The following is a 21,710-nucleotide window of genomic DNA, read 5'->3' as shown; positions in this document are numbered from 1 at the left end:
GTTATGCCTCCGGACGGGTGACGATCATGCGCACGGGCGTGGGGTTGAAGCCGTTGCAGGGGTTGTTGATCTGGGGGCAGTTTGAGACCAGGACCAGCACGTCGGTTTCAGCGCGGAGGGCCACACGCTTGCCGGGAGCGGACAGCCCGTCGACGATGCCGAGGGCCCCATCGGGATCGACCGGCACGTTCATGAACCAGTTGATGTTAGAGACGATGTCCGGCTTCATCAGGCCCCATTTGGACCCCTCGATCAGAAAGTTCTCCACGCAGGCATGCTGTTCGTGGGTGTGCTGGCCGTAGCGCAGTGTATTTGATTCCTGGGAGCACGCTCCGCCGATGGTGTCGTGGACGCCCACCTCGTCAGCCTCCACGGTCATCAGGGCGTCGCCGTCGTCTGAGCGGAGGACGGACCCTGTGGTCAGAATGATGGACTGCTGGGCGGCAATCGTGACGGCGGCCGAGTAGCGAATGGCAACATTTGCGGCCGAGTAGAGGAGGCAATCCACGGCCTGGTTGCCTTCGAGGTCCACGATGGTCAGGACATCTCCGGCTTTGACCACGGCCGACCAGGGGCCGCGGGCCTCGACGTGTTCGTCCAGGATGACCTGTCCGGAAACCAGCGCAGCGGACTGGGCGCCTGGCCGGCGCTGGGCCTCCGACTGGGGGGCTGTGGCGGTGGAGGCGTTCATGCGGAGGTCCTCGCTTTGTGGTCGTGTTCCGTGTTCTGCAGCGCCAGGAGGTGCTCGGGGCCAAGATCGAGCCCAAGCTCTCCCTCGGCGAGGGCCCGGAGGTCCTGCGGCGCCTGCCAGGCGACGATGTCCACTGCGCTGCCGGTGAAGGCCGTGCGAGGGTCAAGGGGATGGGCTGTGTTGGCAAGGACCAGCACCAGGTCCGTGTGGAGCAGGAGTTCGACGGCGGTTCCCACGCCGGCGCTGCCGCCGAACCTGATGCCGCCGTCGGCGTCTACGCTGATGCCTTTGAAGAAGGACACCGACGGCGGGAGCTCCCGCTGGCTGATCCCGTGTTTGAGGGCGCCAAGAGTCAGCAGTTCGCGGCCGGCTGGCGACGCGCTGTGGGCGCTGCCGGCACCGTACTTGGCCTCGTTGCCGGCCCGGTGTGTGGTCCCGGTGAGGGCGTCGTGGTACCCCGAGGAGTCGGCGACGACCGTGGCCATCAGCCGTCCCGCGTCGGAAAGCAGCGGATGCCCCTGCCCGAGGTAGGCCTGCCACGGCACCTTGACGGTATCCGCGACATTGAGCCGCTCGTAGTGCGCCCCGAGGCGGAAGAGAACCGCGTGGACGCAAGCGTCGCCGTCGCTGTCGGTCAGCCGGATCCGCGTTCCTCTCGCAAGTTCCATGTGGGTATAGCGGCCGAAGGCCAGCGACTCGGTCCACGTGGCGGCTTCGCGTGCCCGGGCGTCCAGCCCGGACTTCAGGCGTTCCGGGGCCGATACGGCGGGCACGTGGATCATAGTGTCGGCGGTTCGGCCGTGCTGCGAGCGTGCATGGACGCGGGCGCCTGCTGTCGTCGCCGTCCCAACGGTCGTTTCAGTGGTTTCGAGGGTCTGTGTCATGTCGGTCATTTCTGCGTGGCGGATTCGTCTCGTGCGGGGTCAGTCGGCCGGCGTCAGGTCGGCGGTCTTCCGCTTTCGCACCCAGATGCCCAGGAGCAGAACGGCTCCCACCATCAACGGAGCGGAGAACAGCAGGAGCCCGTTTTCACCGGTGGGGTCATAGACCTCTGGCCGGGGCCATGCGAGGTTCACCACCATCACGGCGCCGTAGAGGACTGCGAGGATGTTGACCGGAAGCCCCCATCGTCCGAGCGAGAACAGTCCTTCAGGCATGGTCTTGCCCGTGCGGTCCCAGTCTCCGCGCAACCGGTTGATCAGCAGCGGCACTGTGACCAGCAGGTAGGCGAGGTAGAGCATCACGATGCAGACGCTGCAAAGGGTGGTGAACAGCGCGGCGTTACCGATGTTGATGGCCAGGACGGCGATCGCGAGCAGGCCCACGATGACCGAAGGCCACAGCGGGGTGCCGCGGTGCGGGTTGACGGCGGACAGAGCGCCCGCGGCGGGGAGCTGGCGGTCACGGGCCATGGAGAACACCAGGCGCGAGCCGGCGGTCTGGATGGCGAGGGTGCAGACGAAGATGGCGATCGCGACATCGACCAAAAGGACCTTGCCCCAGAAGGTCCCGAGGACGGCGGTCAGCACGTAGGGCAGACCTTGGCTGGCCAGGTTGCCGTCGTCGAGGCTTGGGGCGGCCATCAGGGCACCGATGATCATCAGCCCGCCGCCGAGTCCGGAGATCAGCAGGGCCGAGATGATGGTGCGCGGGGTGGTGCGGCGCGGGTTCTTGGTCTCCTCGGACAACTCGCCGGCGGAATCGAACCCGACCATCACATAGGCGGCCATCAGGCCCGAGACGAGGAACGCGCCCACCGGGCCGAGGTCCGAGCCGCTGACAAGCTGAGTGTCCTGGACGACATCGGGGCCGCGTTGCGCCACGGAAACGAGCGCCAGGATCACGGCCGCGACACCGACCAGTTCGCAAGTGACTCCGATCGAATTGATGTGCGACATGAGCTTCACGCCGACGGCGTTGATCGCCGTGGTCGCGACCAGCAGCACGGCACCGAGAACGACCGCATTGCTGGCCCCGGTGACCGTATTCAAAGCGGGGTCGCCGCCGACGAGCTGGAATCCGTCCCAAAGCTGGGGAAGGACCACCTGCAGGGCGATGGCGGCCGCGGCGGCAGTGATCACCTGGGCGATGGACATGAACCAGCCGGCGAACCAACCAACGGTTTCGCCGCCGACCCGCCGCGACCACTGGTAGACAGCCCCGGAAATCGGGTACCGCGAAGCCAGTTCGGCGAAGTTCAGCGCCACCAGTAGCTGGCCGACGAGGACGATCGGCCATGTCCAGAAGAAGGCCGGCCCGGCAAAGGAATATCCGAAGCCGAACAGCTGGAAGATGGTGGTAAGGATGGAGACGAACGAAAAACCTGCGGCGAAGGAAGCGTAGCGGCCAAGTTTGCGATGCAACGTCGGCTGGTAGCCGAGCGAGGTCAGGTCCGCATCGTCGGGAAGGGCGGACGCCGTCGAAATGGTGGAAGTCATCGGTTTCTCCGTGTCTGGAACGGGGGGATGGTGACCACGGAAACGGGAAGACTCTGAGAGCCCTCCGTAATACCGGTCACTTGATAGTTTTCCAGTGGGATGTCCCGCTTCCCGTTTCGCCTATGTAAAAGGTGGATGACGGCGCATTTCCAGTGTGTGAACATAACCTCACCGGAAGTATGGCCCGCCGGACGATGGCGGAATGGGGGCATGGAAGGCGCCTTTGGCGATGTAAGAATGTGGGGTGACCTCAGCCGGACCGGGTAGACCCCGCAAACAGCAACCCGTGCGCCCAGGCGCCACAGCCCGGGACGAGATCCTGGATGCCGCCTCCGAACTATTCACAAGCCAAGGATTCGCCAACACGTCCACCAGGGCGATCGCCGACGCCGTGGGCATCCGCCAGTCATCGCTGTACCACCATTTCGGCACCAAGGACGACATTCTCGCGGAACTCCTCGACGGCACCGTGGCAGGAGGACTGGCTTTCGCGAGCGCCGTACATGCCGGTCCGCCGGCGTCCGATTCCGGAACCGCGGCTGCCCGTTTGCACGCGGTTGCACTCTACGACGGAAGCCAGCTATGCAGCGCCCGTTGGAACCTCGGCGTCCTCTACCATCTACCGGAAGCACGTGCACCGAGATTCCAGCGCTTCATGGATGACAGGCTGCAGCTCCGTCGACGCTACCGCGAGCTAGGCCAGAACGTGGAGGAATTCACCCAGGCGGCCCACCTGAACGGCACGGCATCGCTTGGCGATCTCGTCTTCCGCCTGGTCGAGTCCCTGATCAATCTTCGCGCCGATGGCCTCGCGGACGCTGATTCAGCCATGCAGACGGCAGACGCCGGAATTGTCCTCGCCGGGGTGGCTGCAGACCTGGATGAAATACGGGCCATGAGCACAGGACTGATCCGCCAATTCGAGTAGGGCGGCCATGGCCAAACGATTCGTGCGGCTACCAGGTGTCGGGTGCCGCGCCAAAGGGCACGACGGCCGGCCTCTCGACTGTGCTGTCCACTTCAACGACCCGACGCTCGTGACTCGCGCGCTTGATGGCATCCATGACCTCAAGGACGTGGAACGCTACCCGTCCGGAGGCCCGATGTGGGCGGTCTGTCTCGATGGCCCTGGCCATGTCTGCGAGGCCGTAACCTCGCCCGGCGTCCTCGTAGCCAGCAGAGGTCGGCACCTCACGCCGTTCCGGTTCTTCCCTGGTCACCAGTTCGACGGGGTCGGAGAACCGGTTCGGGTCGGGGACAGCGATGGTGCCATCGGTGCCGTAGATCTCGAAGAGCGGGGTCCGGGTGGCCCAGACTTCGAAGCTGACCGTGATCGTGGTGGTCACCCCGTTCGCGTGCTCAAGGATCGCGCTGACATGGGTGTCGATCTCCACCGGAATCGGCGTGCCGGCCAAGGGGCCGGTCTCGACGGTTCGCGCACGGTCGGACCTAGTGGCAACTCCCGATACGCGGATGACCGGTCCGAAGAACATGACGAGGCTGGTCAGGTAATAGGGACCCATGTCGAATAGTGGGCCGCCGCCGGGTTGGTAGTAGAAGAGTGGCGACGGATGCCAGCGTTCGTGTCCCGGTGCGGACCAGTGAACTTGAGCCGCTACCGGCGCGCCGATGGCACCTGAGTTGAGCAGCTGCAGGGCAGTTTGGACGCCCGTGCCAAGGACCGTATCGGGGGCACTGCCGACTCGAAGTCCCAAAGAGTCGGCAAGCTCCAGCATGGGGAGGGCTTCTTCCGGGGACAGCGCAAGGGGCTTCTCGGCAAAGACGTGCTTGCCGGCGTGGAGCGCCCTCGTCCCGACTTCGACGTGCGCTGCGGGGATGGTCAGGTTGATGATCGAGTCGATTCGGTCATCGGCGAGGAGCTTATCGACTGTCAGGGCTTCAACACCCTGCTCGACCGCGACCTCGTGCGCACGTTCTTCGTTGATGTCTGCGACCGCGACGAGCTTGAGACCGGGCAGTTTCGGGAGGCTCTCGAAGTACTGTTCGCTGATCTTTCCGACGCCGATTACTCCGACGGTTAGCGGGACGCCCACAGCGATCCCCTTTCGATGATGGTTTTGATGTTCGGGTTCTCGAGGACGTCGACACGGTGACCGGGGACTATGCGGCCCTCACCCCACTGCCTGGTCCAGCGCTCATGCGGGCCTCGCTCAACGGCTGGAAAGCGACCCGCCGATTCCGCCGACCGAGAAGTGCTTGTTGAGGAACGCGAACAGGATGATCGGCGGGAGCATCATCACGACGGCGACCGCCATGACGAGTCCCCAGTTGGTGGCATTCTGCTGGAAGAAGGATTCCAAGCCGACCGGAAGGGTGTAATTCGGATCGGACCGGAGGAACACGACGGCGATGAGGTAGTCGTTCCAGGCCAGCAGAAACGAGAAGATCGCGGTTGAGAGGATGCCCGGCAGGGAGTTCCGGAGGACGATGCGGGTGAACGAACCGAAGATCGAGGCGCCGTCAATCCAGGCGGCTTCTTCGAGAGCGATGGGGATGGAGTCGTAGTAGGCGGCCATCATCCAGATGGCGACCGACATCGTGGCACCGACATAGATGATCACGACGCCAAAGAGGCTGTCGACCAACCCGAGGTTCGCGAACAAGATGAAGAGCGGTATCGCCGAGGTGACGACGGGCAGGGACTGAACGACGAACAGGATGAGCGAATATCCCGACACGAGCCGGTTGCGGGCCCTGGACAGGACGTAACCGGCGGGAGCCGCGACCGCGACGGCGACAACGACGGTGAAGGCGGTGATGACAAGGCTGTTGCCGAGCCAGGTTAGGACCGCCGTCTGCGTGAAGATGTTCCCGAAGTTCTCGAAGGTGAGACCTTCTGCATTCGAGCCGAGTGACGGTGTCAGCGACAGTCCGAAGACGGCGACGATCGGGACCAGGACGACGGCGGTCATGAGCAGGATCAAGACAAAGCGGGGCCACTTGCCTCTCTGACGGATGTCCTGGGAGCTCTGACGGGCGGCCGGAGTCACGCTCCTGTCCCTGGGTCCCGTTCGGACTTCTTCTTGGGGAGCACTGGTCGTTATCATTCGACGTTGACCTTTCGGATCTGGCGGTAAAGAACGACCGAGATCACCACGAGGACGAACGTCATCAAGAACGCGATGGCGACGCCGGGCCCGGTCTGGAAGTTCTGGAAAACAGTGAGATAGGCGAGGAGGACCAGCGACGTCGTCGCATGTGCCGGACCCCCGCCGGTGAGCAGGAAGATCGTCGGGAAGTCGTTCACGCAGAAGATCGTCATCAGAATCCACGACACAAACGTCGAGCGCGCAATCAGCGGGAGTGTTACGAGCCGGAACGACTGCCACCCTGTCGCCCCGTCGACCTTCGCCGCCTCGTAGACGTTCGTGTCGACTGAGGCGAGAGCCGACGACATCATCATCATCATGAACGGGAACGAAATCCATACTTTGAAGAGACAGACGACGACCTGCGCAAGCATCGGGTCTGCCAGGAAGAGCACGTTTCCGAAGCCTAGATGCTCCGCGATCACCGGAAGCGGGCTCTGGGGTGTTGCAACCAGCCAGTTCCACGACGTCGCGGAGACGACCGTGGGAACGATCCACGGCAGGAGAAGCAGTACCTTGAACAATCCGCCGGCCGGTATGTGGGTGCGTAGCAGCAGGCTCAGCGCGAGTCCGACGAGCCAGGAGCCGAACACCCCAACCACCGTGAAGACGACGGTGAAGGACGTCGCCGACCAGAACGAGGGTTGGGCGAGTACGTCGCCGAAATTCTTCAATCCCACGAAGGGCCCGGTTTCGAGAAGGGTGCCGTCGTGGAGTGCTTGAATCAAGGCATAGGCGAGCGGGTAGACGTTCAGGAGCAGGAGGAGGATGAGCGATGGTGCTGCGAATGCTATGAGTGTCCAGGTGCGCGGTGTAAAGCGTTTCCTGGCCCGACCGACGGGCACCGGACCGGGCTTGCGTCCCGCCCCGGCCGGTCCGATCCCACGGCGTGCACGTTTGACGCTCTCGGCGATGCTCGTGGATGTCATGGATTAGTCCTTGATGAGCGAGGTCAAGGTCGACTGGAATGTCGTCAGGGCGTCCTTCGGAGACTTTCCTGAGAGAACGTTCTGGCCGAAGTCGGAGATGGCGGGCGTGCTGTCGACGTAGGAAATGTTCGAGAAAAGGGCGGTTCCGCCGGGCGCCGCCCAGGTCTTGGCGATGGGCTGCCACATCTTGACGATCTTGACTGCGTTTTGGTCCGACTGGAATTCCGGGGTCGCCGCGATTGATTTCAGAACCGGGAGGCCGATGCCGGTGTTCTGGGTCCATAGGGCCTTCATGTTCTGGTAGTAGTAGGTCATGAACGCCTCCGAGCCCTTCTGGCTGGGCGTGTTCTTGTACATCATGATGTTGTTCGGGAAATACAGGGCGCCCTTTTTGCCGCTGGCGCTAGTGAGCGGATCGCCGACCACCAACTGCGATGAGGACGCTCCACCGACATTGGCCGCGAGGTTGGGGACGTCGAAGCCCATGCCGAACTTCTCGGCCTTCCACTGCGAGTTCGCGTTCGTCGCCGTGTAGCTGATGGCGGCAGGGTCCATGTAGCCCTTGCTGATGTTCTCGCGCACGAACTCAAGCGCTTCGATGTTCGCGGCGGTCACCAGGTTCGGCTTGTGCTCCTCGTCAAAGATGCCGCCGCCGTTGTTGATCATCAGGCCCACGATCATCTGGAAGGCGTTACCGCCACTGGCGTTGCCGTTGGCCGCGAACCCGTACACGTCGATCTTCTTCAGAGCGGCCGCTGCGTCGAGGTAGGACTGCCAGTCGGTGGGAGGAGTCGCGCCCGCCTTTTCGAGGAGCTCCCTGTTGTACCAGTTCACCCGCATGTCAAGGTTGTACGGAACCGCGACGTATCCGGCGTCGGTCTTCATCGTGTCGAGGACTCCAGGAAGGAAGTCATCGTATAAGCCATTGGATTTCCAGCTCTCGATGAGGCCGTCCGCGGGAGCGATAAAGCCTTGTTTGGCGAATTGGAACGCCTGGGTTCCGCCGCCCGAGGAGATGGCGGGCCCGGTCTTCGATGCGAGGGCGGACGAGAAAGTCTGGTTGAAGTTTGCCCACTGGATTGCCTGATAGGTCGCCGCAGGAAGCCCGGACTCCGGCTTGTAGCCCAGGGTGATCTTGCTGTCGAGCGTGTTGAACGCGGGAGTACCCCAAGGCATGTTCCAGAACTTCAAACTGGCACTTGCCCCACCGCCGCCGCCGCCGCCCCCAGTCGAGCAGGCCGCAAGAGCGGCGACGGCCGCGCCGGTTCCGACAAGGCCCAGGAAGCCCCGCCTCGATGTCGTAAAACGTGAAGTCTCCATCGACTTTCCTCCTCGACCCGCCACCGGGTCATTGACTATTGAAAAGTTGCGCAATTTTCAAATATCCTTTTGCGCAGGGAGAGTATACATATCGCAATTTGTGGATCAAAGGAAAATTTTTTTGCGCAAAAACATGAGTCACGCAACGGGTGGCAAGAATCCGACCTTGGCCGACGTAGCAGCCGCGGCCGGCCTCAGCACACCGACGGTGTCAAAGGTGCTCCGCGGAGCGACAGACGTGTCCTTCGCAACGCGTGAACGCGTGGTCCGGATCGCACAGGAGATGGGCTACGCGAAGACCAAGGGACCCCGCCCCGTGGGTCGCTCGCTCGCGGCCACACCTCGCCTCGTCGACCTTGTCGTGAGCAACATCGAAGGCTCATGGGCCAACAGCATCCTCACTGGCGTCGAAGAAGCCGCGGCGGTAGCGGACTGCGACGTGGTCCTCACGATCGCCCGCGCGGGCCGCGACTGGGTGAGCCGGCTCCTGCGCCGCCCGTCAACCGGAGCCATCGTCGTCCTGGTCGATCCCACGTCGACACAGCTGAGTGCACTCGATACGGCTGGCATTCCCGTGGTCCTCGTCGATCCGATGAGCCCTGCTCCGCGGCGTACCGCAAGCGTGGGCGTGGCGAACTGGGAAGGTGGACGGATTGCGGCGGAGCACCTACTGAGCCTCGGGCACAAGCATTTCGCCCTCATCGGAGGAGTGAAGAACCACCTCTACAGTAGAGCGCGCCTCGACGGTTTTCGCTCTGCATTGTCAGCCATGGAGCTGCACGTCGAGCCTCGCTTGGTCGGCGCTGCCGATTGGAACCGTGACGAGGCCCGCGATTTCGCCGTCGACGTCCTGAGCCGCGAGGACAGGCCAACGGCCATCTTCGCAGCGTCCGACCTGATGGCTCTCGGCGTCTACGACGCCGTGCGCTACCTCGGGCTCAACATCCCCGGGGACGTCAGCGTCGTCGGATTCGACGACATTCCCGAAGCAACTTGGGCGACACCACAACTGACCACTGTGAAGCAGCCTATTCAGGAAATGGGAGCGAGCGCCTTTCGCATGCTCCTGCGCCTAACGAATCAGAAAGAAGGCATCGACGCAACCGCGGAGGGGCCCAGGGTTGAGCTCGCAACGAGGCTCATCACACGGGATTCGACCAGCTTCCCCCGAGCTCACGCGGACACGTAACTGAACAAGCCTTGCGGGCCGTTGGCATCGGACCCGGCTCCTGCGCCCGACTTTCGGGTTATGGGTTCTCTCAGTGGGCCAGGGCTGGTTCCGTGAGCTGGAGTTTTTCCGCCTCGGTGGGCACGAAGCCAGCTTTGAGTTCGGTTTGGAGCTTGTCTGTGTCGAGCGCGTGCTGCCACTTGGCGATGGCGACGCACGAGACGATGTTGGCCACGGTGCTGGTGAGGGCGCGGGCTTCGCTCATGAAGCGGTCGATGCCGACGATGAGGGCCACGCCGGCAACCGGCAGCGTGGGCATGATCGTAAGGGTCGCGACGAGGGCGACGAAGCCGCTGCCGGTGACGCCCGCTGCACCCTTGGAGGTCAGGAGCATCATTCCGAGCATGAGGAGGATCTGGCCCCAGCTGAGGTGGATGTCGCAGGCCTGGGCGATGAACATCGAGGAGAGCGTGAGGTAGACCGCGGTGCCGGTGAGGTTGAAGGAGTAGCCGGTCGGGACCACGAGGCCGACCACGCCGCGGTCGCAGCCGAGGCGTTCAAGCTTGGAGAGCAGGCGCGGAAGGACGGGTTCGCTGGAGGATGTGGCGAGGACGATGAGAAACTCGTCGCGGAAGTAGCGCAGGATCCGCCAGAGGCTGAAGCCGGTGAGCTTCGCGAGGATGCCGAGGGCGAGGACCACGAAAATGATGCACGCGGCGTAGAAGGCGAGGATCAACATTCCGAGGTTGCCGATCGAGTGGGCTCCATACTTGCCCACTGTGAACGCCATGGCGCCGAACGCCCCGATGGGGGCGACCTTCATGAGGTAGCCGAACACGATGAACAGCAGTTTGTTGAAGCCGTTGACCACGTTCAGGGCCAGTTGCCCGGGCGCACCGAGCTTGCTGAAGGCGAAGCCGCAAAGCAGCGCGATGACGAGCACGGGCAGGACTTCGCCGTCGGCAAAAGCTCCGACGAAGGTCGTGGGGATGATGCTCAGCAGGAAGTCCGCCGGGTTGCTGCTGGGCAGCTGGCTTGTGTACTTCGAGGCGACCGAGGTATCGAGGTGGGCCGGGCTGATGTGCATGCCCACACCCGGCTGGAAAAGGATGACCGCGCCCAGGCCGATTGCCAGGGCCACTCCTGTAAGCACGTAGAACAAGCCCAGCGAACGGATCAGGGTCGGGCCGACCTTCTTGGTGTCGGTCAGGGAGGTGATGCCGCTGACTATGGTGCAGAAGACGATCGGCGCGATCATGAACTTCACGAGCTTCACGAATCCGTCGCCGAGCGGCTTGAGGGAGGAACCGAGGTCGGGCCACAGCGCGCCGACGAGGATGCCGAGCGCGACGCCGATGAGTACCTGGACATAGAGGTGTCCGAGAATGGATTTGATCTTCATTGAACAACTTCCTGGGTGAATGCCGCATCTAATGCTGGCAGGGGCGAATTGAAGGGACTAGGCCGTCTGTGGCACAGGCTGCGCGACGTCGATGTCGGCGACGGCGAGATGGCGGGCCGCCCTGTGGAGGACGACCTCGCTGACGAAACCGTTGCCGTCCGTGACGACCTCCGTGGTGATGACACCGGCAGGCGTTCCGATGCGCAGAAGCCGGCGCCCTTGGTGAGCGCTGTCTGCCGGACGCAGCGCTTTGGCCACCACCGATCCCGGCAAGGCAGCAGCGAGGGAGACAGCGACGGCGGACGTCAGGCCGATGGCGGGGTGGGGCGCGAGCATGGAGAGCATCCGCACCCGCAGATCGTGGCTGTCCGCCGCGATCCGCGTTCCGTCGGCCGCGACGTAGTCGCCCGGCGCTGCCACGACGCCGACCTTCGGCACAGCATTCTGCGGAGGATCTTCAGGTTTCCTCAACCCCATCGTCAGGCCCGCCGACGCGCGGGCTGCCACGAGCGTAGGCAGGTGCTCGGACAGATTGCCGGTCATCGACGACAGGTCGATGCCAGCCTCGTCAGCCGGAATCAGCACCGCCGGCGCCCCGGCGTCAACCAGGCTCGCCGTAAGAATAAGCCCGTCAGCAGCGATTTTGTCGGTCACGGTTCCCGTCGGCAGGACCGCGCCCGTCGTCCGCCCCCACGGGGCATGGAACGAGAGGCTGACGGGAACGCCCAGCGCGCTGCTGCCCGGAACACCGGCCAGGCCCGACGTCGGGATGCGGCCGCCCGGGGTCGCGACCGTGCCGCTCAGCACGGCTCCCGTGTTGAGGTTGCGCATGCTGACCCGTGTTGTTCCCGCCCGGGGAGGAACGACACCCGACTGGACGGCGTACAGGGCGATCGCGGTGGCGCAGTTTCCGCAATTGGAACCGAGTTCCACGGTGGGATCACCGATCCCGACCTGGGCAAAGAGGTAGTCGAGGTCCGCCGGTCCCTCGGGGGTGGCGCGGATGACCGCTGCCTTCGACGTCGTTGAGGTGCCGCCGCCGACGCCGTCGAGCTGGCGGGCATCCGCTGCGCCGAAGGCATCGGCCAGCAGGTTGCGGATCTCTTCGCGGCTCCCGGCGTGAGGTGCCACGTCTTCGGCGTCGAAGAGCCAGCACTTGCTCGTGCCGCCCCGGTACCAATGACCGCGGAGTTGCATGGTCTTCTTCCTTCACGTGTCGTGGTCGCGCCTCGCGGCGCCTGCTCCTTCTACGATCCACTCCCCCGACACTTCAGCACAATCACAGGATTCTCGACTCCCCTTTACTTTTGCTAAACTCGATGCATGGCCGACCTTGACCTGCACAGGCTCCATCTGCTCCGTGAAGTAAGCCGTTCCGGCTCCTTGACGTCCGCCGCGACGGCCCTCTCCTTCACGACGTCAGCCGTCTCCCAGCAGATCGCGAAGCTTGAACACGAAGTCGGGGTCGCCCTGATCGATCGCCATCCAAGGGGCGTCGTGCTCACCGATGCAGGTCAGGCCCTCCTCCGATATGCGGACGACATCGACAGGACAATCGAGGCTGCCCGGGCCGAGATGGGCGAGTTCGCCGGGTTGCGGCGAGGCCAATTGCGAATGGGGACGTTCCCCACCGTCGGCGCTTCCCTCATGCCTGACGTCGTGCTCGCCTTCCGCGCGCGCCATCCGGAGGTCGCCGTCACGGTGGTCAGCGCGCGTCGCGACGGCCTGCTCGAACGGCTGCGGCGCAGGGACATCGAGCTCACGCTGCTGTGGGACTACCCATGGGAGCGCATCGAGGACGAGGACCTGAACGTCGTTCGGCTCATGAATGATCCGACCATGCTGCTCGTACCGCGCGACCACCCTGTCGCGGCGCGTCGCGCCGTGCGGATCGACACGCTGAGAGACCAGGAGTGGATCGTCCGCGACGAACACCCCGTGGCCGACGTCCTCCGACGGGTCTGCCGCGATGCCGGTTTCGAACCGCGCATCGCCTTCGCGGCCAACGACTACCAAGAGACGCAGGGTATGGTCGCCGCGGGCATCGGCATCGCACTGGCCCCGCAGCTCGCCCTGAGTGCGCTCCGCCCAGACATCATCGCCGTTCCGCTCACCGGTTCCCCGACGCGGAGGATCCTCCTCGCCCACCTTGCCAACCGCAGGCTCAGCCCCGCCGGCCAGCAAGCCGGATCCGTATTCCGGTCAACGGCGAAACGTTTGCAAACCCCGTAAGGGCAGTACGCAGGCCCAGTTGGCAGTACCTAATCGGGTCCTGGCGAGTGTGTTCACGGCCATGGATCAGGCCGCGCCGGCGTTCGATTTTGACCGAAGATCTTAGGGACGACGAATGCGATCGTACTCGCTGACTGGAACATAGGTACGGCGGACGCCTCCGGGACGCGAGGGGCTTGAAACGTTGGACCGTCACTACGACACCCTCAAGCTACGCGCGCGTGAAAAGGCAACGAGCTCCAGCGGAGCCACTGCCAGCGATTTGGATGCTGTTGGTCAGCAACGGCTCCCCGTGCATTGGGGTGAATTCAGTTGCAGCTCTCCGGAACGTGCATCACCCGGGGGCCAGTCCACGGGCGATGCACGTCTCAGATGGCCGAAGACAGTTGTTGTCAGCGGGCCGCGGTGCCCTCCGTGTAGTCGTCGTCGCTTTGGACCCAGGAGAACAGTCTGCGGAGCTCGCGGCCGGTGGCCTCGATCGGGTGTGACTCGGCTTTCTTGCGCAAAGCTTCGAACTCCGGAGCGCCGGCATCCTGGTCATCGATGAAGCGCGTAGCGAATACGCCGTTCTTGATGTCGGCGAGAACGGCCTTCATGTTTTCTTTGACATTTGGTGTGATGATGCGTGGGCCGGAGAAATAGTCGCCGTACTCGGCGGTGTCGGAAACGCTCCAGCGCTGTTTGGCGATGCCGCCTTCGACCATCAGGTCAACGATCAGCTTGAGCTCGTGCAAGACCTCGAAGTACGCGATTTCTGGCTTGTAGCCCGCCTCGGTCAGGGTCTCGAAGCCGTATTGGATCAGTTGGGCCGTTCCGCCGCAAAGTACTACCTGTTCGCCGAAGAGATCAGTTTCGGTCTCTTCGGCGAACGTGGTTTCAATGACTCCCGCGCGGGCGCCGCCGATCGCTTTGGCGTATGAAAGGGCCAGATCACGGGCGTTGCCGGAAGCGTTTTGCTCGACTGCGATCAGGTCGGGCACACCGCGGCCGGCTTCGAATTCGCGGCGCACGATGTGTCCCGGGCCTTTTGGGGCGACTAGGGCGACGTCGACGTCGGATGGCGGCTTGATGTAGCCGTAGCGGATGTTGAAACCATGAGCGAAGAACAGGGCATCGCCGGCCTTCAGGTTCGGCGCAATATCTTCTGCGTAGACGAAGCGCTGGACCTGGTCTGGGACGAGGATCATGATGACGTCCGCCTCGGCGGTGGCGTCGGCCACAGTGAGGACCCTCAGTCCTTCCGCTTCAGCCTTGGATTTGGATCTGGAGCTTTCCTTGAGGCCGACGCGGACGTCCACTCCGGAGTCGCGAAGGCTCAAGGCGTGGGCGTGGCCCTGGGAACCGTAGCCAATGACGGCCACCTTGCGACCTTGGATGATTGAGAGGTCGGTGTCCTCGTCGTAGAACAATTTGGTCATGGTCGGCTTCCTACTGTGATTGTGGTCGGGGCGGGTCTGGCAGCTGGCGGGTATGGAGTTGGAGTCACTGGGTCCTTCGTGACTGACGTGTTCCGGTCGTATTCGCGTACGTAGTCGACGCAGAAACCGATCACCCGTTGTACCCAGATTTTGCCCATGTCCGTTGATGATTCGCTGAAGTCTCCGGTGACTCCGGTTGGGCAGATTTCGGAGAAGTCCCAGAAGATTTCTCCGGGGAGGTCGTTCGGAGGGATGAGGGCCTGGGTGTAACTGGATGGTTGCCACCCGCCGAGCTTTGTCAGTTCGGGAATGGGGAGGCGGTCAAGTCTGACTTCGTCGGGGAAGAGCTCCATCATGGCCGACATTTCCGGTTCCGCTCCGTGTCCGTAGACCTTGTCCGGGTTCTTGTAGGCGTCCCTCATCAGGGAATAGCCAAGACCCCACGGGTAAAGCCTTCCGACATGCGTACCGAACCGGTCCCGGAGAATATATGCTGCCTCCGCGGTGGCCCCGAGATTTCCGCCGTTGCCGTCCACCAACACGAGCCGTTTGAACCCGTGGCGGGCGAGCTCCGACCCGATGGAAACAACCACATCCGTCAACAATCCTTGAGGAAGGCTGATGGTCCCTGCGTAGCCTCGCAGGTTGTGTGAGTGGCCGTAGGGAATGGTCGGGGCAACAACGGCTCCGGTCGCGGAGGAGATTTGCCGCGCCACATAGTCGGCGATGAGCGCGTCTTCGTCCAACGGCAGGTGCGGGCCATGCTGTTCGATCGCTCCGATGGGCAGCAGGACCACAGGATTCTCTTTGGCCGCTTCAGCTGCCTCGGTCCAGCTCATGGCCCCGAGCAGGCGAGGTCCATCCGGGCTGGGGCGTTCCGCGACCAGGCGGGTGGGCGATGGAGGCCGTTGAGTCATTTGCCGTGTCCTTCCAGGAAGAAGCGCCGGTGTTCGAGGACGGGAACCACTCTTCGAACTTCCGCGAGCCGTTCTGCTGACAACAGGCGGGTAGCCAGTCCGGGCTGCGGTCCGGCGTCGGCTTTGACTACGCCGGCGGGGTCCACGATGACCGACCGGCCTATGCAGACGGGGCCGGTTTGTCCGGCTGCGGCGACATAGACGGTGTTTTCAATTGCCCGTGCCCGGATGAGGGTGGACCAGTGTTCTTCCTTCAGCGGCCCAGCAACCCAGGCTGCGGGTACCACTATGGCGTCCGCGCCGACGTCGACGAGCCTGCGGGCGGACTCCGGGAACCTGAGGTCGTAGCAGGTCATGAGCCCGAAGGTTGTGCCATCGATGGAGAACGTGGTTGGTTCGTCTAGTTCCCCGGCTTGTACTGAATCGGATTCCCTGTATCCGAAGGCGTCGTAGAGGTGGATCTTGCGGTAGGTAGCCTGCAGTACTCCGTCCGGATTCACCACCACCACGGTGTTGTGGACCTTCCGGGTGCCATGGATGCTTTCGGTCATGCCGGCCACCACCCACAGGCCGTTGCTCCGGGCGGCCTCCCGAAGAAAGCTGGCGAATTCACCGTCCAGGTCTTCGGAGTGGGGGTAGAGATCAACGGACGAATCGGGGTGGCTGTACATGGAGTTTTCCGGCAGGACAACCAGTTCGGATCCTTCGGACGCTGCTTCGGCGATGAGGGCTGCGATGTTTTTGCGGTTCTGGGCTTTGTCGGTGCCGGCGCTGAATTGCGCGACTGCTACTTTCGGGGACATGTTCATTCTTTCGGAGTAGGGGTTCGCTAGCGCAGGACTCGACGAAGGCCAACGAGCCGTTCCACGACGATCACGATGACGACGCTCAAGACGATCAGCATGGTCGAGACGGCCGCGAGGAGCGGGTCTGTCCGGGTTTGTACGTAGTCGAACATCGCGATAGGCAGCGTCTTGACCCTGCTGGAAACCAGGAACAGGCTCACGACGGCCTCGTCGAAGGTGAGCAGGAAGGCCAGGACAAATCCCGACAACACTCCGGGGAGTATCAGGGGCAGTGTCACCGTGCGAAAGACGACGGCGGGCGAGGCTCCCAGCGTTTGCGCGGCTTCTTCGCACCGTGCGTCCATAGTCGTCAGGCTCAGCAAGGTAGTCCGGATAACGTACGGAATGACCAGGCCAGCGTTGGCAAGAATGAGACCTTGGTACGTTCCCTTGAGCCCCAGAGGACTGAAGACGAGCAACAGGCCGAGCCCGACGACGATCGCGGGGACGAGCAGCGGTGCCAGGAAGATGCTTTCAACCGCCTGGCGCCCGCGGAACTTGCCGCGTGACAGGGCTACTGCGGCGGGTATGGAAACCGCGGCCGAAAGGGCTGACGAGCCGGTGGCGACTAAAACGCTGACTTGCAGGGCACTTGCGAAGCCTCCGCCGTTGGCGAACAGGGCCTGGTACCACTTCAGGCTCCATCCGCTGGGCGGGAACTGAAGGAAGTCGTCGGCGGAGAACGAAATAACGACAGTGATGATGATCGGGGCCAGCAGAAACAGGTACAGGAGTGTGACACCGAGGCGGACAGGCCACCGGCCAAGGACACGTGTTGTCATGAGGAACGGCTCCAATCCAAGCGGTTCATGATGCGCTGGTAGCCCACCAGCACGCCGGCAAAAAGGGCCATGAGGATGAAGGAAATAGCGGCAGCCAGCGGCCAGTTCAATGAGTTGACAGCCTGATCGAAGATCTCGGTGGCCATGGTAAATACTCTTCCGCCACCCACTAGTGCCGGGGTGACGAAGGAGCTGATGGTCAGGACGAACACCAGCAGGCATCCTGTGAGGATCCCGGGCAAGGTGAGGGGCAGGACCACGCGGAAGAAGGTGCGGGCAGGACTTCCTCCCAACGTCGCCGAGGCCTCCATTGTCGTGTCGTTGAGCCTGGATGAACCGGTGACAACGCTGAGGATCATGTAGGGCATGAGGATCTCGACCAGGGCGATGATGACCCCTACCTCGTTGTTCGCGAGCTTGATCGGTTCGGAGATAAAACCGGTTCCCAAAAGTACTTCATTGACGATGCCTTGGTCCCCGAGGATGGCCATCCAGCCGAAGGTACGGACCACTGCGCTGGTCAGGAGCGGAGCCAGGGCAAGCACCAGAAGAGCGCTCTTCCACCGGGATGGTGTGCGGAGAAGAAAGAGCGCGAGCGGGAATCCGAGGATGAAGGCGCCGGCTGTCACCGCGACGCCAAGGTACAGGGTTCGTCCGATCAGGCCCAGGTTGAAGGTGCTGTGAAAGAACCCGGCGTAGGAATCAAACGCGAAGCCGTCATGGATGATGCCCCCGGCCTCGGACTGGTTGAAGGACATTCTCAGCAGCCACGCGAGCGGGACCCCGAAGATGACACCGATGAGAAGTAGGCCGGGAGCGAGCTTCAAGGTTGTTGACCAGATTGGGGCCAGCCCGCGGGAGGCCTTTCCCTGCGCAGCCTCGACGGGCCGGTTCAGTTCCTTAGTGGACATGGTCTGCAGCCACTCCGAGGTGCGGGGACAGGGCCCGGTTGGCGATAGTCACGTCCGGGAGGGGAGTTCCTTCGTCCAGCTTGCGGATGAGCATGTTCTCATTGGCATCGGATTCGAGCGCCTCGTCGATGATGATTTCGGCATCCGATGCAGGGAGTGCGAGGACTCCGTTGTCGTCAGCGAGGATGATGTCGCCAGCGCAGACTGCCACGCCGCCGATGCTGACCGGAATGTTAACCCCGCCTTGGTTCACGCCGAGCAACTTCGTCGTGAGCACGCTCGTTCCTCGTGCGAAGACTGGGAGGCCGATGCGGGTAACTTCGTTGAGATCAGTCATAACACCGTCAATAACGATGGCGGCCCCTCCCGCGACTTTGACCGCATGGGCGACGACCTCCCCGACCGGTGCGTGTCGGCGGTCTCCGCCTGTGGAGACGACCAGGACGTCGCCTGGTTCAAGGAGGGCTACTGCCCTGTGCATGAGGGATGAATCCAGCCCGGGGATCTGGACAGTTACTGCCCGCCCCAGAATCTTGCTGCCGGGAAGGTGCGATCGGATTTCAGGTTCCACGAAACCGCGTTCGTGGAAGTGGCCAAGGGTCGGGTAACTGACTCGCGTCAATTTGGACTTCAGCTCGGGGGTGATCTGCGCGCCATTCGGGCGTTCGATGATTGGCATGAGGGCTTCCTCGTTCTGTTTTGGGGGCCGTCAGGCGGCGATGAAGTGGACGTTGTCCGTGGCTGCCGTGACCGCAGCCTCCGAACCGACTGCGAGGGTCGGCGAACCGTCTGCCCGCATCTGGACCTTCAGGAGGTTCTGTCCGGTCTGGATTTCATACTGGATGGTGTCGCCAAAATAGGTTGCCGAACGCACATCACCCCTGATCCCGTCGGGAGAATCCGAGGCACTGCGTGCCTTCAGCTGGTGGGGCCGGATCATCGCCGTCGAAGTGCCGGCTGGCTCTCCAGAGATGCGGGGGACGCTCAGATGGCCAGCCCCGGGCACCTCAATCAGGTGCCGTCCGGCACTCCCGGATACGCGGACCTTGTCGATCAGGTTGGCTTGGCCCACGAACTCGGCGACGAAACGGGTAGCGGGACGTTCGAAGATGTCACTCGGCGTGCCGAACTGTTCCAGAACGCCCTCGGACATGACAGCGATCTTGTCCGCCATCGTCAGCGCCTCGTCCTGGTCGTGGGTCACGAAAACCGATGTGATGCCCATCTTGCGTTGAATGCTCCGGATCTCTGTGCGCATGGCGTCCCGGAGCTTCGCATCAAGGTTGGACAACGGCTCATCCATCAGGAACAGTTGGGGATTTACAACTATTGCCCGGGCCAACGCGACACGTTGTTGCTGCCCGCCGGACAGTGCGGTCACCCTCCTGTCCGCCAAATGTCCCAGCCTGACCAAGTCGAGCACGTTCTGCACCCTAACGGCGATTTCCGTTTTCGGAACACGTCGCATCTTCAGCCCATAGGCCACGTTCGACTTCACATCCAGATGCGGAAACAGTGCATAGCTTTGAAACACCATGCCGATGGAACCTTTGTGCACCGGCGCTCTGGTGATGTCCTTGCCCTGTACGTGAACGGAACCCGAAGTCGGCTCAATAAGCCCGGCAATCATGCGCAGGGTTGTCGTCTTGCCGCACCCGGACGGTCCAAGGAGAGCGAGGAAGTCGCCCTCATCGACTTTGAGCGAAACGCTGTCGACGGCGGCCACGGGGGTGTTCTTGTACTTCTTTGTCAGAGCACTGATGCTCAGGTAACCTGCCCGCGTGTCAGGGCTTGCGGAAGTCATTATTACTTGGCCCCCACAACTTCGGTCTTGAGCCGGGTTGCCCAGGAATCGCGCTGCTTGACGACGACATCCCAGTCAAGGGGAATGACGCGGGAGGATTTGGCAGGGTCAGCGGCCGGAATCTTCGAAAGGAGTTCGGCCGAGAGCTGGACCTTTGTGTTGGTCGGGGCATAGGCCATGAGCTTGGCAAAGCTGCCCTGGGCTTCGGTGCCAAGAGCGTAGTTGATGAAAGCAGCCGCGGCCTTGGGATTCGGCGACCCTTTCACCTGATTGAGGGTGTTGACCTGCAGGACGGTCCCTTCCTTAGGCAGGACGGCTTTCATGGCGCCGTTGGACTGGTCGGCGAAGAGCTGCGAGCGGGCATTCCAGCCCACACCGTAGGACGCGCTCCCGTTCTGAACCATGGTGTATGGGTCAGGCTGTGGATTCCACGTCTCCACGCGGGATGAAAGTTTGGCCAGCTTGGCAATTCCCTGATCGACCGACTTCTTGTAGTCGCCGCCCTCCATCTGGGTCGTGATGACGGTGAGCCCCACCGTGCTGGTCAAATCAGGCGGTCCGATGATGGCGGTCTTGCCGTTGGCCGCCGGGTCTTCCCAGAGAGCGTTCCACGACTCGGGTGCGCTCTTCACCGCCTTGCTGTTGTACATCAGCGCGACGATGTCGAACGTGACCCCGGCACCGAAGTCTCCGTTGATGCGGGCCTTCGGATCGAGGTCTTTCAGGTTGGGAACGGCTGCCGGATCCAGCGCTTGGAAGATCCCTTCGGCGTTGGCCGTGCGTGCGACCGCCAGATCCAAAAGCGATACATCGACGCTGGGGTTGTTCTTATCGGCCCTTAGCGCCGCGAGTGATTCGGCGCTGGTGCGGGCCTGAACGAATGAGATCTTCAGATTCGGGTGAAGCTTCTCAAATGGCTCAACCACGGACTTGACGTAGTTGTCCTGGAAGACACCCGGGTAAATGCTGAACACCAGCTCACCGGAGACGTCGTCTCCGTTCGCCGGCTGGGTGGAAGCTGATCCGCCGCAGGCCGTGAGAGCCAGGGCTGGCAGCGCGAGCAAAGCGGCGCCCTTGAAGAGACGCCATCTGAGTGAAGTCAATTTGTGCTCCTGTGGGTAAATGTTGCATTGACTGGAACTGCCCGAAATAGTGGGGTTTTGTGGAACTTATTGTGGAACTGTGGATAGCTGTGTGTCAAGGGTTACATCCTTGTGTGACGTCAGCCATGTTCAGGCGCACGCCAGTCACCACTCAAATGCGGTAGTCGCTTCGCATTTCTTCCAGCGGAAATAAGGGAATCAGCGGGCGGCGATGGAGTGCGGGCCAACCGTCCGCACGCTGCCCGCGGAGCCAGGGTCCCTGATCGCGGCGTTGCCGAATCCCCCGCAGAAGCTGTCCAAAGTCCACTCAATCGGTCATTAGTAGTCAAAACTTTGCCGCTTCGGGCTTGCAGGACACGATTGCTATGGACATACTGAATGACATGAACCCACGGAAACCCTCAGAAACGGGCAATGATGCTAGTTGCTGAAAGACATCGTCGGATCGTGTACAAACTCCATGGCACGGGAGTAGTTAGCACGGAGGATCTCGCCCAGTCGTTGTCTGTCTCGCACGAGACGATTCGTCGGGATCTTGCAGTGTTGGAGAAACGTGGCCTCCTGTCCCGAGTCCACGGGGGCGCGACATCTCCCCTCCCACTGCCGCCAGGGGAAGAACCGCCGTTTGCGGAGCGTGCCA

Annotated in this window: 20 protein-coding genes and 1 pseudogene; 4 read left to right on the top strand and 17 right to left on the bottom strand. The window is 62.8% G+C overall.

Annotated elements, in window-relative coordinates; all coding sequences use genetic code 11:
• Window position 1: 1 nt before the first annotated feature.
• The 3 genes from AB0O52_RS19985 to AB0O52_RS19975 are packed head-to-tail and all read right to left on the bottom strand — an operon-like array spanning window position 2 to window position 3,129.
• Window positions 2–691: an urea amidolyase associated protein UAAP2 gene (locus tag AB0O52_RS19985; protein ID WP_364541340.1), complete on the bottom strand. Its 690-nt coding sequence runs from the start codon at window positions 689–691 to the stop codon at window positions 2–4.
• Window positions 688–1,575 (bottom strand): urea amidolyase associated protein UAAP1, encoded by an 888-nt coding sequence (locus AB0O52_RS19980; protein WP_364541338.1) that lies wholly within the window; start codon window positions 1,573–1,575, stop codon window positions 688–690. Before AB0O52_RS19980 ends, AB0O52_RS19985 begins: the two co-directional genes overlap by 4 nt.
• A gap of 39 nt (window positions 1,576–1,614) precedes the next feature.
• Window positions 1,615–3,129 carry an amino acid permease gene (locus AB0O52_RS19975; protein WP_364541335.1) on the bottom strand — a complete coding sequence of 505 codons (1,515 nt, stop codon included), beginning with the start codon at window positions 3,127–3,129 and terminating at the stop codon, window positions 1,615–1,617.
• Between the two features lie 244 nt (window positions 3,130–3,373).
• On the opposite strand from AB0O52_RS19975, the gene AB0O52_RS19970 reads away from it, so the two are divergent.
• Window positions 3,374–4,057, top strand: coding sequence for a helix-turn-helix domain-containing protein (locus AB0O52_RS19970; protein WP_364541332.1), 684 nt, complete (start codon window positions 3,374–3,376; stop codon window positions 4,055–4,057).
• 28 nt (window positions 4,058–4,085) lie between these two features.
• Here the strand turns inward: AB0O52_RS19970 and AB0O52_RS19965 are convergent, their stop codons facing one another.
• The 4 genes from AB0O52_RS19965 to AB0O52_RS19950 all read right to left on the bottom strand — a co-directional run bounded on the left by AB0O52_RS19965 (window position 4,086) and on the right by AB0O52_RS19950 (window position 8,488).
• A complete protein-coding gene (locus AB0O52_RS19965) occupies window positions 4,086–5,183 on the bottom strand; it encodes a Gfo/Idh/MocA family oxidoreductase (RefSeq protein ID WP_364541330.1) in 1,098 nt (365 codons plus the stop codon).
• A 117-nt stretch (window positions 5,184–5,300) separates the two neighbouring features.
• Complete coding sequence (locus tag AB0O52_RS19960; RefSeq protein ID WP_364541327.1) at window positions 5,301–6,140, bottom strand: carbohydrate ABC transporter permease; 840 nt, start codon at window positions 6,138–6,140, stop codon at window positions 5,301–5,303.
• A 53-nt stretch (window positions 6,141–6,193) separates the two neighbouring features.
• Entirely contained in the window at window positions 6,194–7,168 is a 975-nt protein-coding gene (locus tag AB0O52_RS19955; RefSeq protein WP_364541324.1) for a sugar ABC transporter permease, read from the bottom strand.
• A 3-nt stretch (window positions 7,169–7,171) separates the two neighbouring features.
• On the bottom strand, window positions 7,172–8,488 hold the full coding sequence (locus AB0O52_RS19950; RefSeq protein ID WP_364541321.1) for an extracellular solute-binding protein: 1,317 nt from the start codon (window positions 8,486–8,488) through the stop codon (window positions 7,172–7,174).
• A gap of 166 nt (window positions 8,489–8,654) precedes the next feature.
• Here AB0O52_RS19950 and AB0O52_RS19945 point away from each other — a divergent pair, with 166 nt between their 5' ends.
• Complete coding sequence (locus tag AB0O52_RS19945; protein ID WP_364541318.1) at window positions 8,655–9,677, top strand: substrate-binding domain-containing protein; 1,023 nt, start codon at window positions 8,655–8,657, stop codon at window positions 9,675–9,677.
• Window positions 9,678–9,747: 70 nt separating this feature from the next.
• Here AB0O52_RS19945 and dctA read toward each other — a convergent pair whose 3' ends face one another.
• Window positions 9,748–11,058 carry a C4-dicarboxylate transporter DctA gene (dctA, locus tag AB0O52_RS19940; RefSeq protein ID WP_364541316.1) on the bottom strand — a complete coding sequence of 437 codons (1,311 nt, stop codon included), beginning with the start codon at window positions 11,056–11,058 and terminating at the stop codon, window positions 9,748–9,750.
• A 57-nt stretch (window positions 11,059–11,115) separates the two neighbouring features.
• Entirely contained in the window at window positions 11,116–12,255 is a 1,140-nt protein-coding gene (locus AB0O52_RS19935; protein WP_364541313.1) for a PrpF domain-containing protein, read from the bottom strand.
• A 126-nt stretch (window positions 12,256–12,381) separates the two neighbouring features.
• On the opposite strand from AB0O52_RS19935, the gene AB0O52_RS19930 reads away from it, so the two are divergent.
• Window positions 12,382–13,290, top strand: coding sequence for a LysR family transcriptional regulator (locus AB0O52_RS19930; protein ID WP_364541311.1), 909 nt, complete (start codon window positions 12,382–12,384; stop codon window positions 13,288–13,290).
• Between the two features lie 392 nt (window positions 13,291–13,682).
• On the opposite strand, the gene ilvC is transcribed toward AB0O52_RS19930, so the two are convergent.
• Genes ilvC through AB0O52_RS19890 form a run of 8 tightly spaced genes read right to left on the bottom strand, consistent with a single transcriptional unit; the run spans window position 13,683 to window position 21,070 of the window.
• Window positions 13,683–14,708 carry a ketol-acid reductoisomerase gene (gene ilvC / locus AB0O52_RS19925; protein WP_364541308.1) on the bottom strand — a complete coding sequence of 342 codons (1,026 nt, stop codon included), beginning with the start codon at window positions 14,706–14,708 and terminating at the stop codon, window positions 13,683–13,685.
• Window positions 14,705–15,625, bottom strand: a complete 921-nt coding sequence (locus tag AB0O52_RS19920; RefSeq protein ID WP_364541305.1) for a creatininase family protein — start codon at window positions 15,623–15,625, stop codon at window positions 14,705–14,707. The genes ilvC and AB0O52_RS19920 overlap by 4 nt, the downstream gene beginning before the upstream one ends.
• Window positions 15,622–16,428, bottom strand: coding sequence for a carbon-nitrogen hydrolase family protein (locus tag AB0O52_RS19915; protein ID WP_364541303.1), 807 nt, complete (start codon window positions 16,426–16,428; stop codon window positions 15,622–15,624). Before AB0O52_RS19915 ends, AB0O52_RS19920 begins: the two co-directional genes overlap by 4 nt.
• A gap of 26 nt (window positions 16,429–16,454) precedes the next feature.
• Complete coding sequence (locus AB0O52_RS19910; RefSeq protein WP_364541301.1) at window positions 16,455–17,252, bottom strand: ABC transporter permease; 798 nt, start codon at window positions 17,250–17,252, stop codon at window positions 16,455–16,457.
• Window positions 17,249–18,163, bottom strand: a complete 915-nt coding sequence (locus AB0O52_RS19905; protein ID WP_364541298.1) for an ABC transporter permease — start codon at window positions 18,161–18,163, stop codon at window positions 17,249–17,251. The genes AB0O52_RS19910 and AB0O52_RS19905 overlap by 4 nt, the downstream gene beginning before the upstream one ends.
• On the bottom strand, window positions 18,153–18,842 hold the full coding sequence (locus AB0O52_RS19900; protein WP_364541296.1) for an RraA family protein: 690 nt from the start codon (window positions 18,840–18,842) through the stop codon (window positions 18,153–18,155). The genes AB0O52_RS19905 and AB0O52_RS19900 overlap by 11 nt, the downstream gene beginning before the upstream one ends.
• A gap of 30 nt (window positions 18,843–18,872) precedes the next feature.
• Window positions 18,873–19,967 carry an ABC transporter ATP-binding protein gene (locus AB0O52_RS19895; RefSeq protein ID WP_364541293.1) on the bottom strand — a complete coding sequence of 365 codons (1,095 nt, stop codon included), beginning with the start codon at window positions 19,965–19,967 and terminating at the stop codon, window positions 18,873–18,875.
• A gap of 2 nt (window positions 19,968–19,969) precedes the next feature.
• A complete protein-coding gene (locus tag AB0O52_RS19890) occupies window positions 19,970–21,070 on the bottom strand; it encodes an extracellular solute-binding protein (protein ID WP_364541290.1) in 1,101 nt (366 codons plus the stop codon).
• Between the two features lie 414 nt (window positions 21,071–21,484).
• Between AB0O52_RS19890 and AB0O52_RS19885 the strand changes: the two are divergent.
• Window positions 21,485–21,649 (top strand): annotated as a pseudogene (locus AB0O52_RS19885) (DeoR family transcriptional regulator); the annotation flags it as partial.
• Window positions 21,650–21,710 lie beyond the last annotated feature (61 nt).

It is taken from the genome of Arthrobacter sp. NPDC080073 (genome assembly GCF_040686575.1).
GTDB lineage: Bacteria > Actinomycetota > Actinomycetes > Actinomycetales > Micrococcaceae > Arthrobacter.
The sequence above is the reverse complement of the archived record's forward strand: the minus strand, read 5'-3'. Positions and strand labels throughout refer to the sequence as shown.

Coding starts and splice junctions, on each gene's coding strand:
- AB0O52_RS19915 (WP_364541303.1), bottom strand. CDS start 16,428: ATGTCCCCGAAAGTAGCAGTCGCGCAATTCAGCGCCGGCACCGACAAA.
- AB0O52_RS19955 (WP_364541324.1), bottom strand. CDS start 7,168: ATGACATCCACGAGCATCGCCGAGAGCGTCAAACGTGCACGCCGTGGG.
- AB0O52_RS19975 (WP_364541335.1), bottom strand. CDS start 3,129: ATGACTTCCACCATTTCGACGGCGTCCGCCCTTCCCGACGATGCGGAC.
- ilvC (WP_364541308.1), bottom strand. CDS start 14,708: ATGACCAAATTGTTCTACGACGAGGACACCGACCTCTCAATCATCCAA.
- AB0O52_RS19985 (WP_364541340.1), bottom strand. CDS start 691: ATGAACGCCTCCACCGCCACAGCCCCCCAGTCGGAGGCCCAGCGCCGG.
- AB0O52_RS19935 (WP_364541313.1), bottom strand. CDS start 12,255: ATGCAACTCCGCGGTCATTGGTACCGGGGCGGCACGAGCAAGTGCTGG.
- AB0O52_RS19905 (WP_364541298.1), bottom strand. CDS start 18,163: ATGTCCACTAAGGAACTGAACCGGCCCGTCGAGGCTGCGCAGGGAAAG.
- AB0O52_RS19930 (WP_364541311.1), top strand. CDS start 12,382: ATGGCCGACCTTGACCTGCACAGGCTCCATCTGCTCCGTGAAGTAAGC.
- AB0O52_RS19920 (WP_364541305.1), bottom strand. CDS start 15,625: ATGACTCAACGGCCTCCATCGCCCACCCGCCTGGTCGCGGAACGCCCC.
- AB0O52_RS19980 (WP_364541338.1), bottom strand. CDS start 1,575: ATGACACAGACCCTCGAAACCACTGAAACGACCGTTGGGACGGCGACG.
- AB0O52_RS19950 (WP_364541321.1), bottom strand. CDS start 8,488: ATGGAGACTTCACGTTTTACGACATCGAGGCGGGGCTTCCTGGGCCTT.
- dctA (WP_364541316.1), bottom strand. CDS start 11,058: ATGAAGATCAAATCCATTCTCGGACACCTCTATGTCCAGGTACTCATC.
- AB0O52_RS19900 (WP_364541296.1), bottom strand. CDS start 18,842: ATGCCAATCATCGAACGCCCGAATGGCGCGCAGATCACCCCCGAGCTG.
- AB0O52_RS19910 (WP_364541301.1), bottom strand. CDS start 17,252: ATGACAACACGTGTCCTTGGCCGGTGGCCTGTCCGCCTCGGTGTCACA.
- AB0O52_RS19895 (WP_364541293.1), bottom strand. CDS start 19,967: ATGACTTCCGCAAGCCCTGACACGCGGGCAGGTTACCTGAGCATCAGT.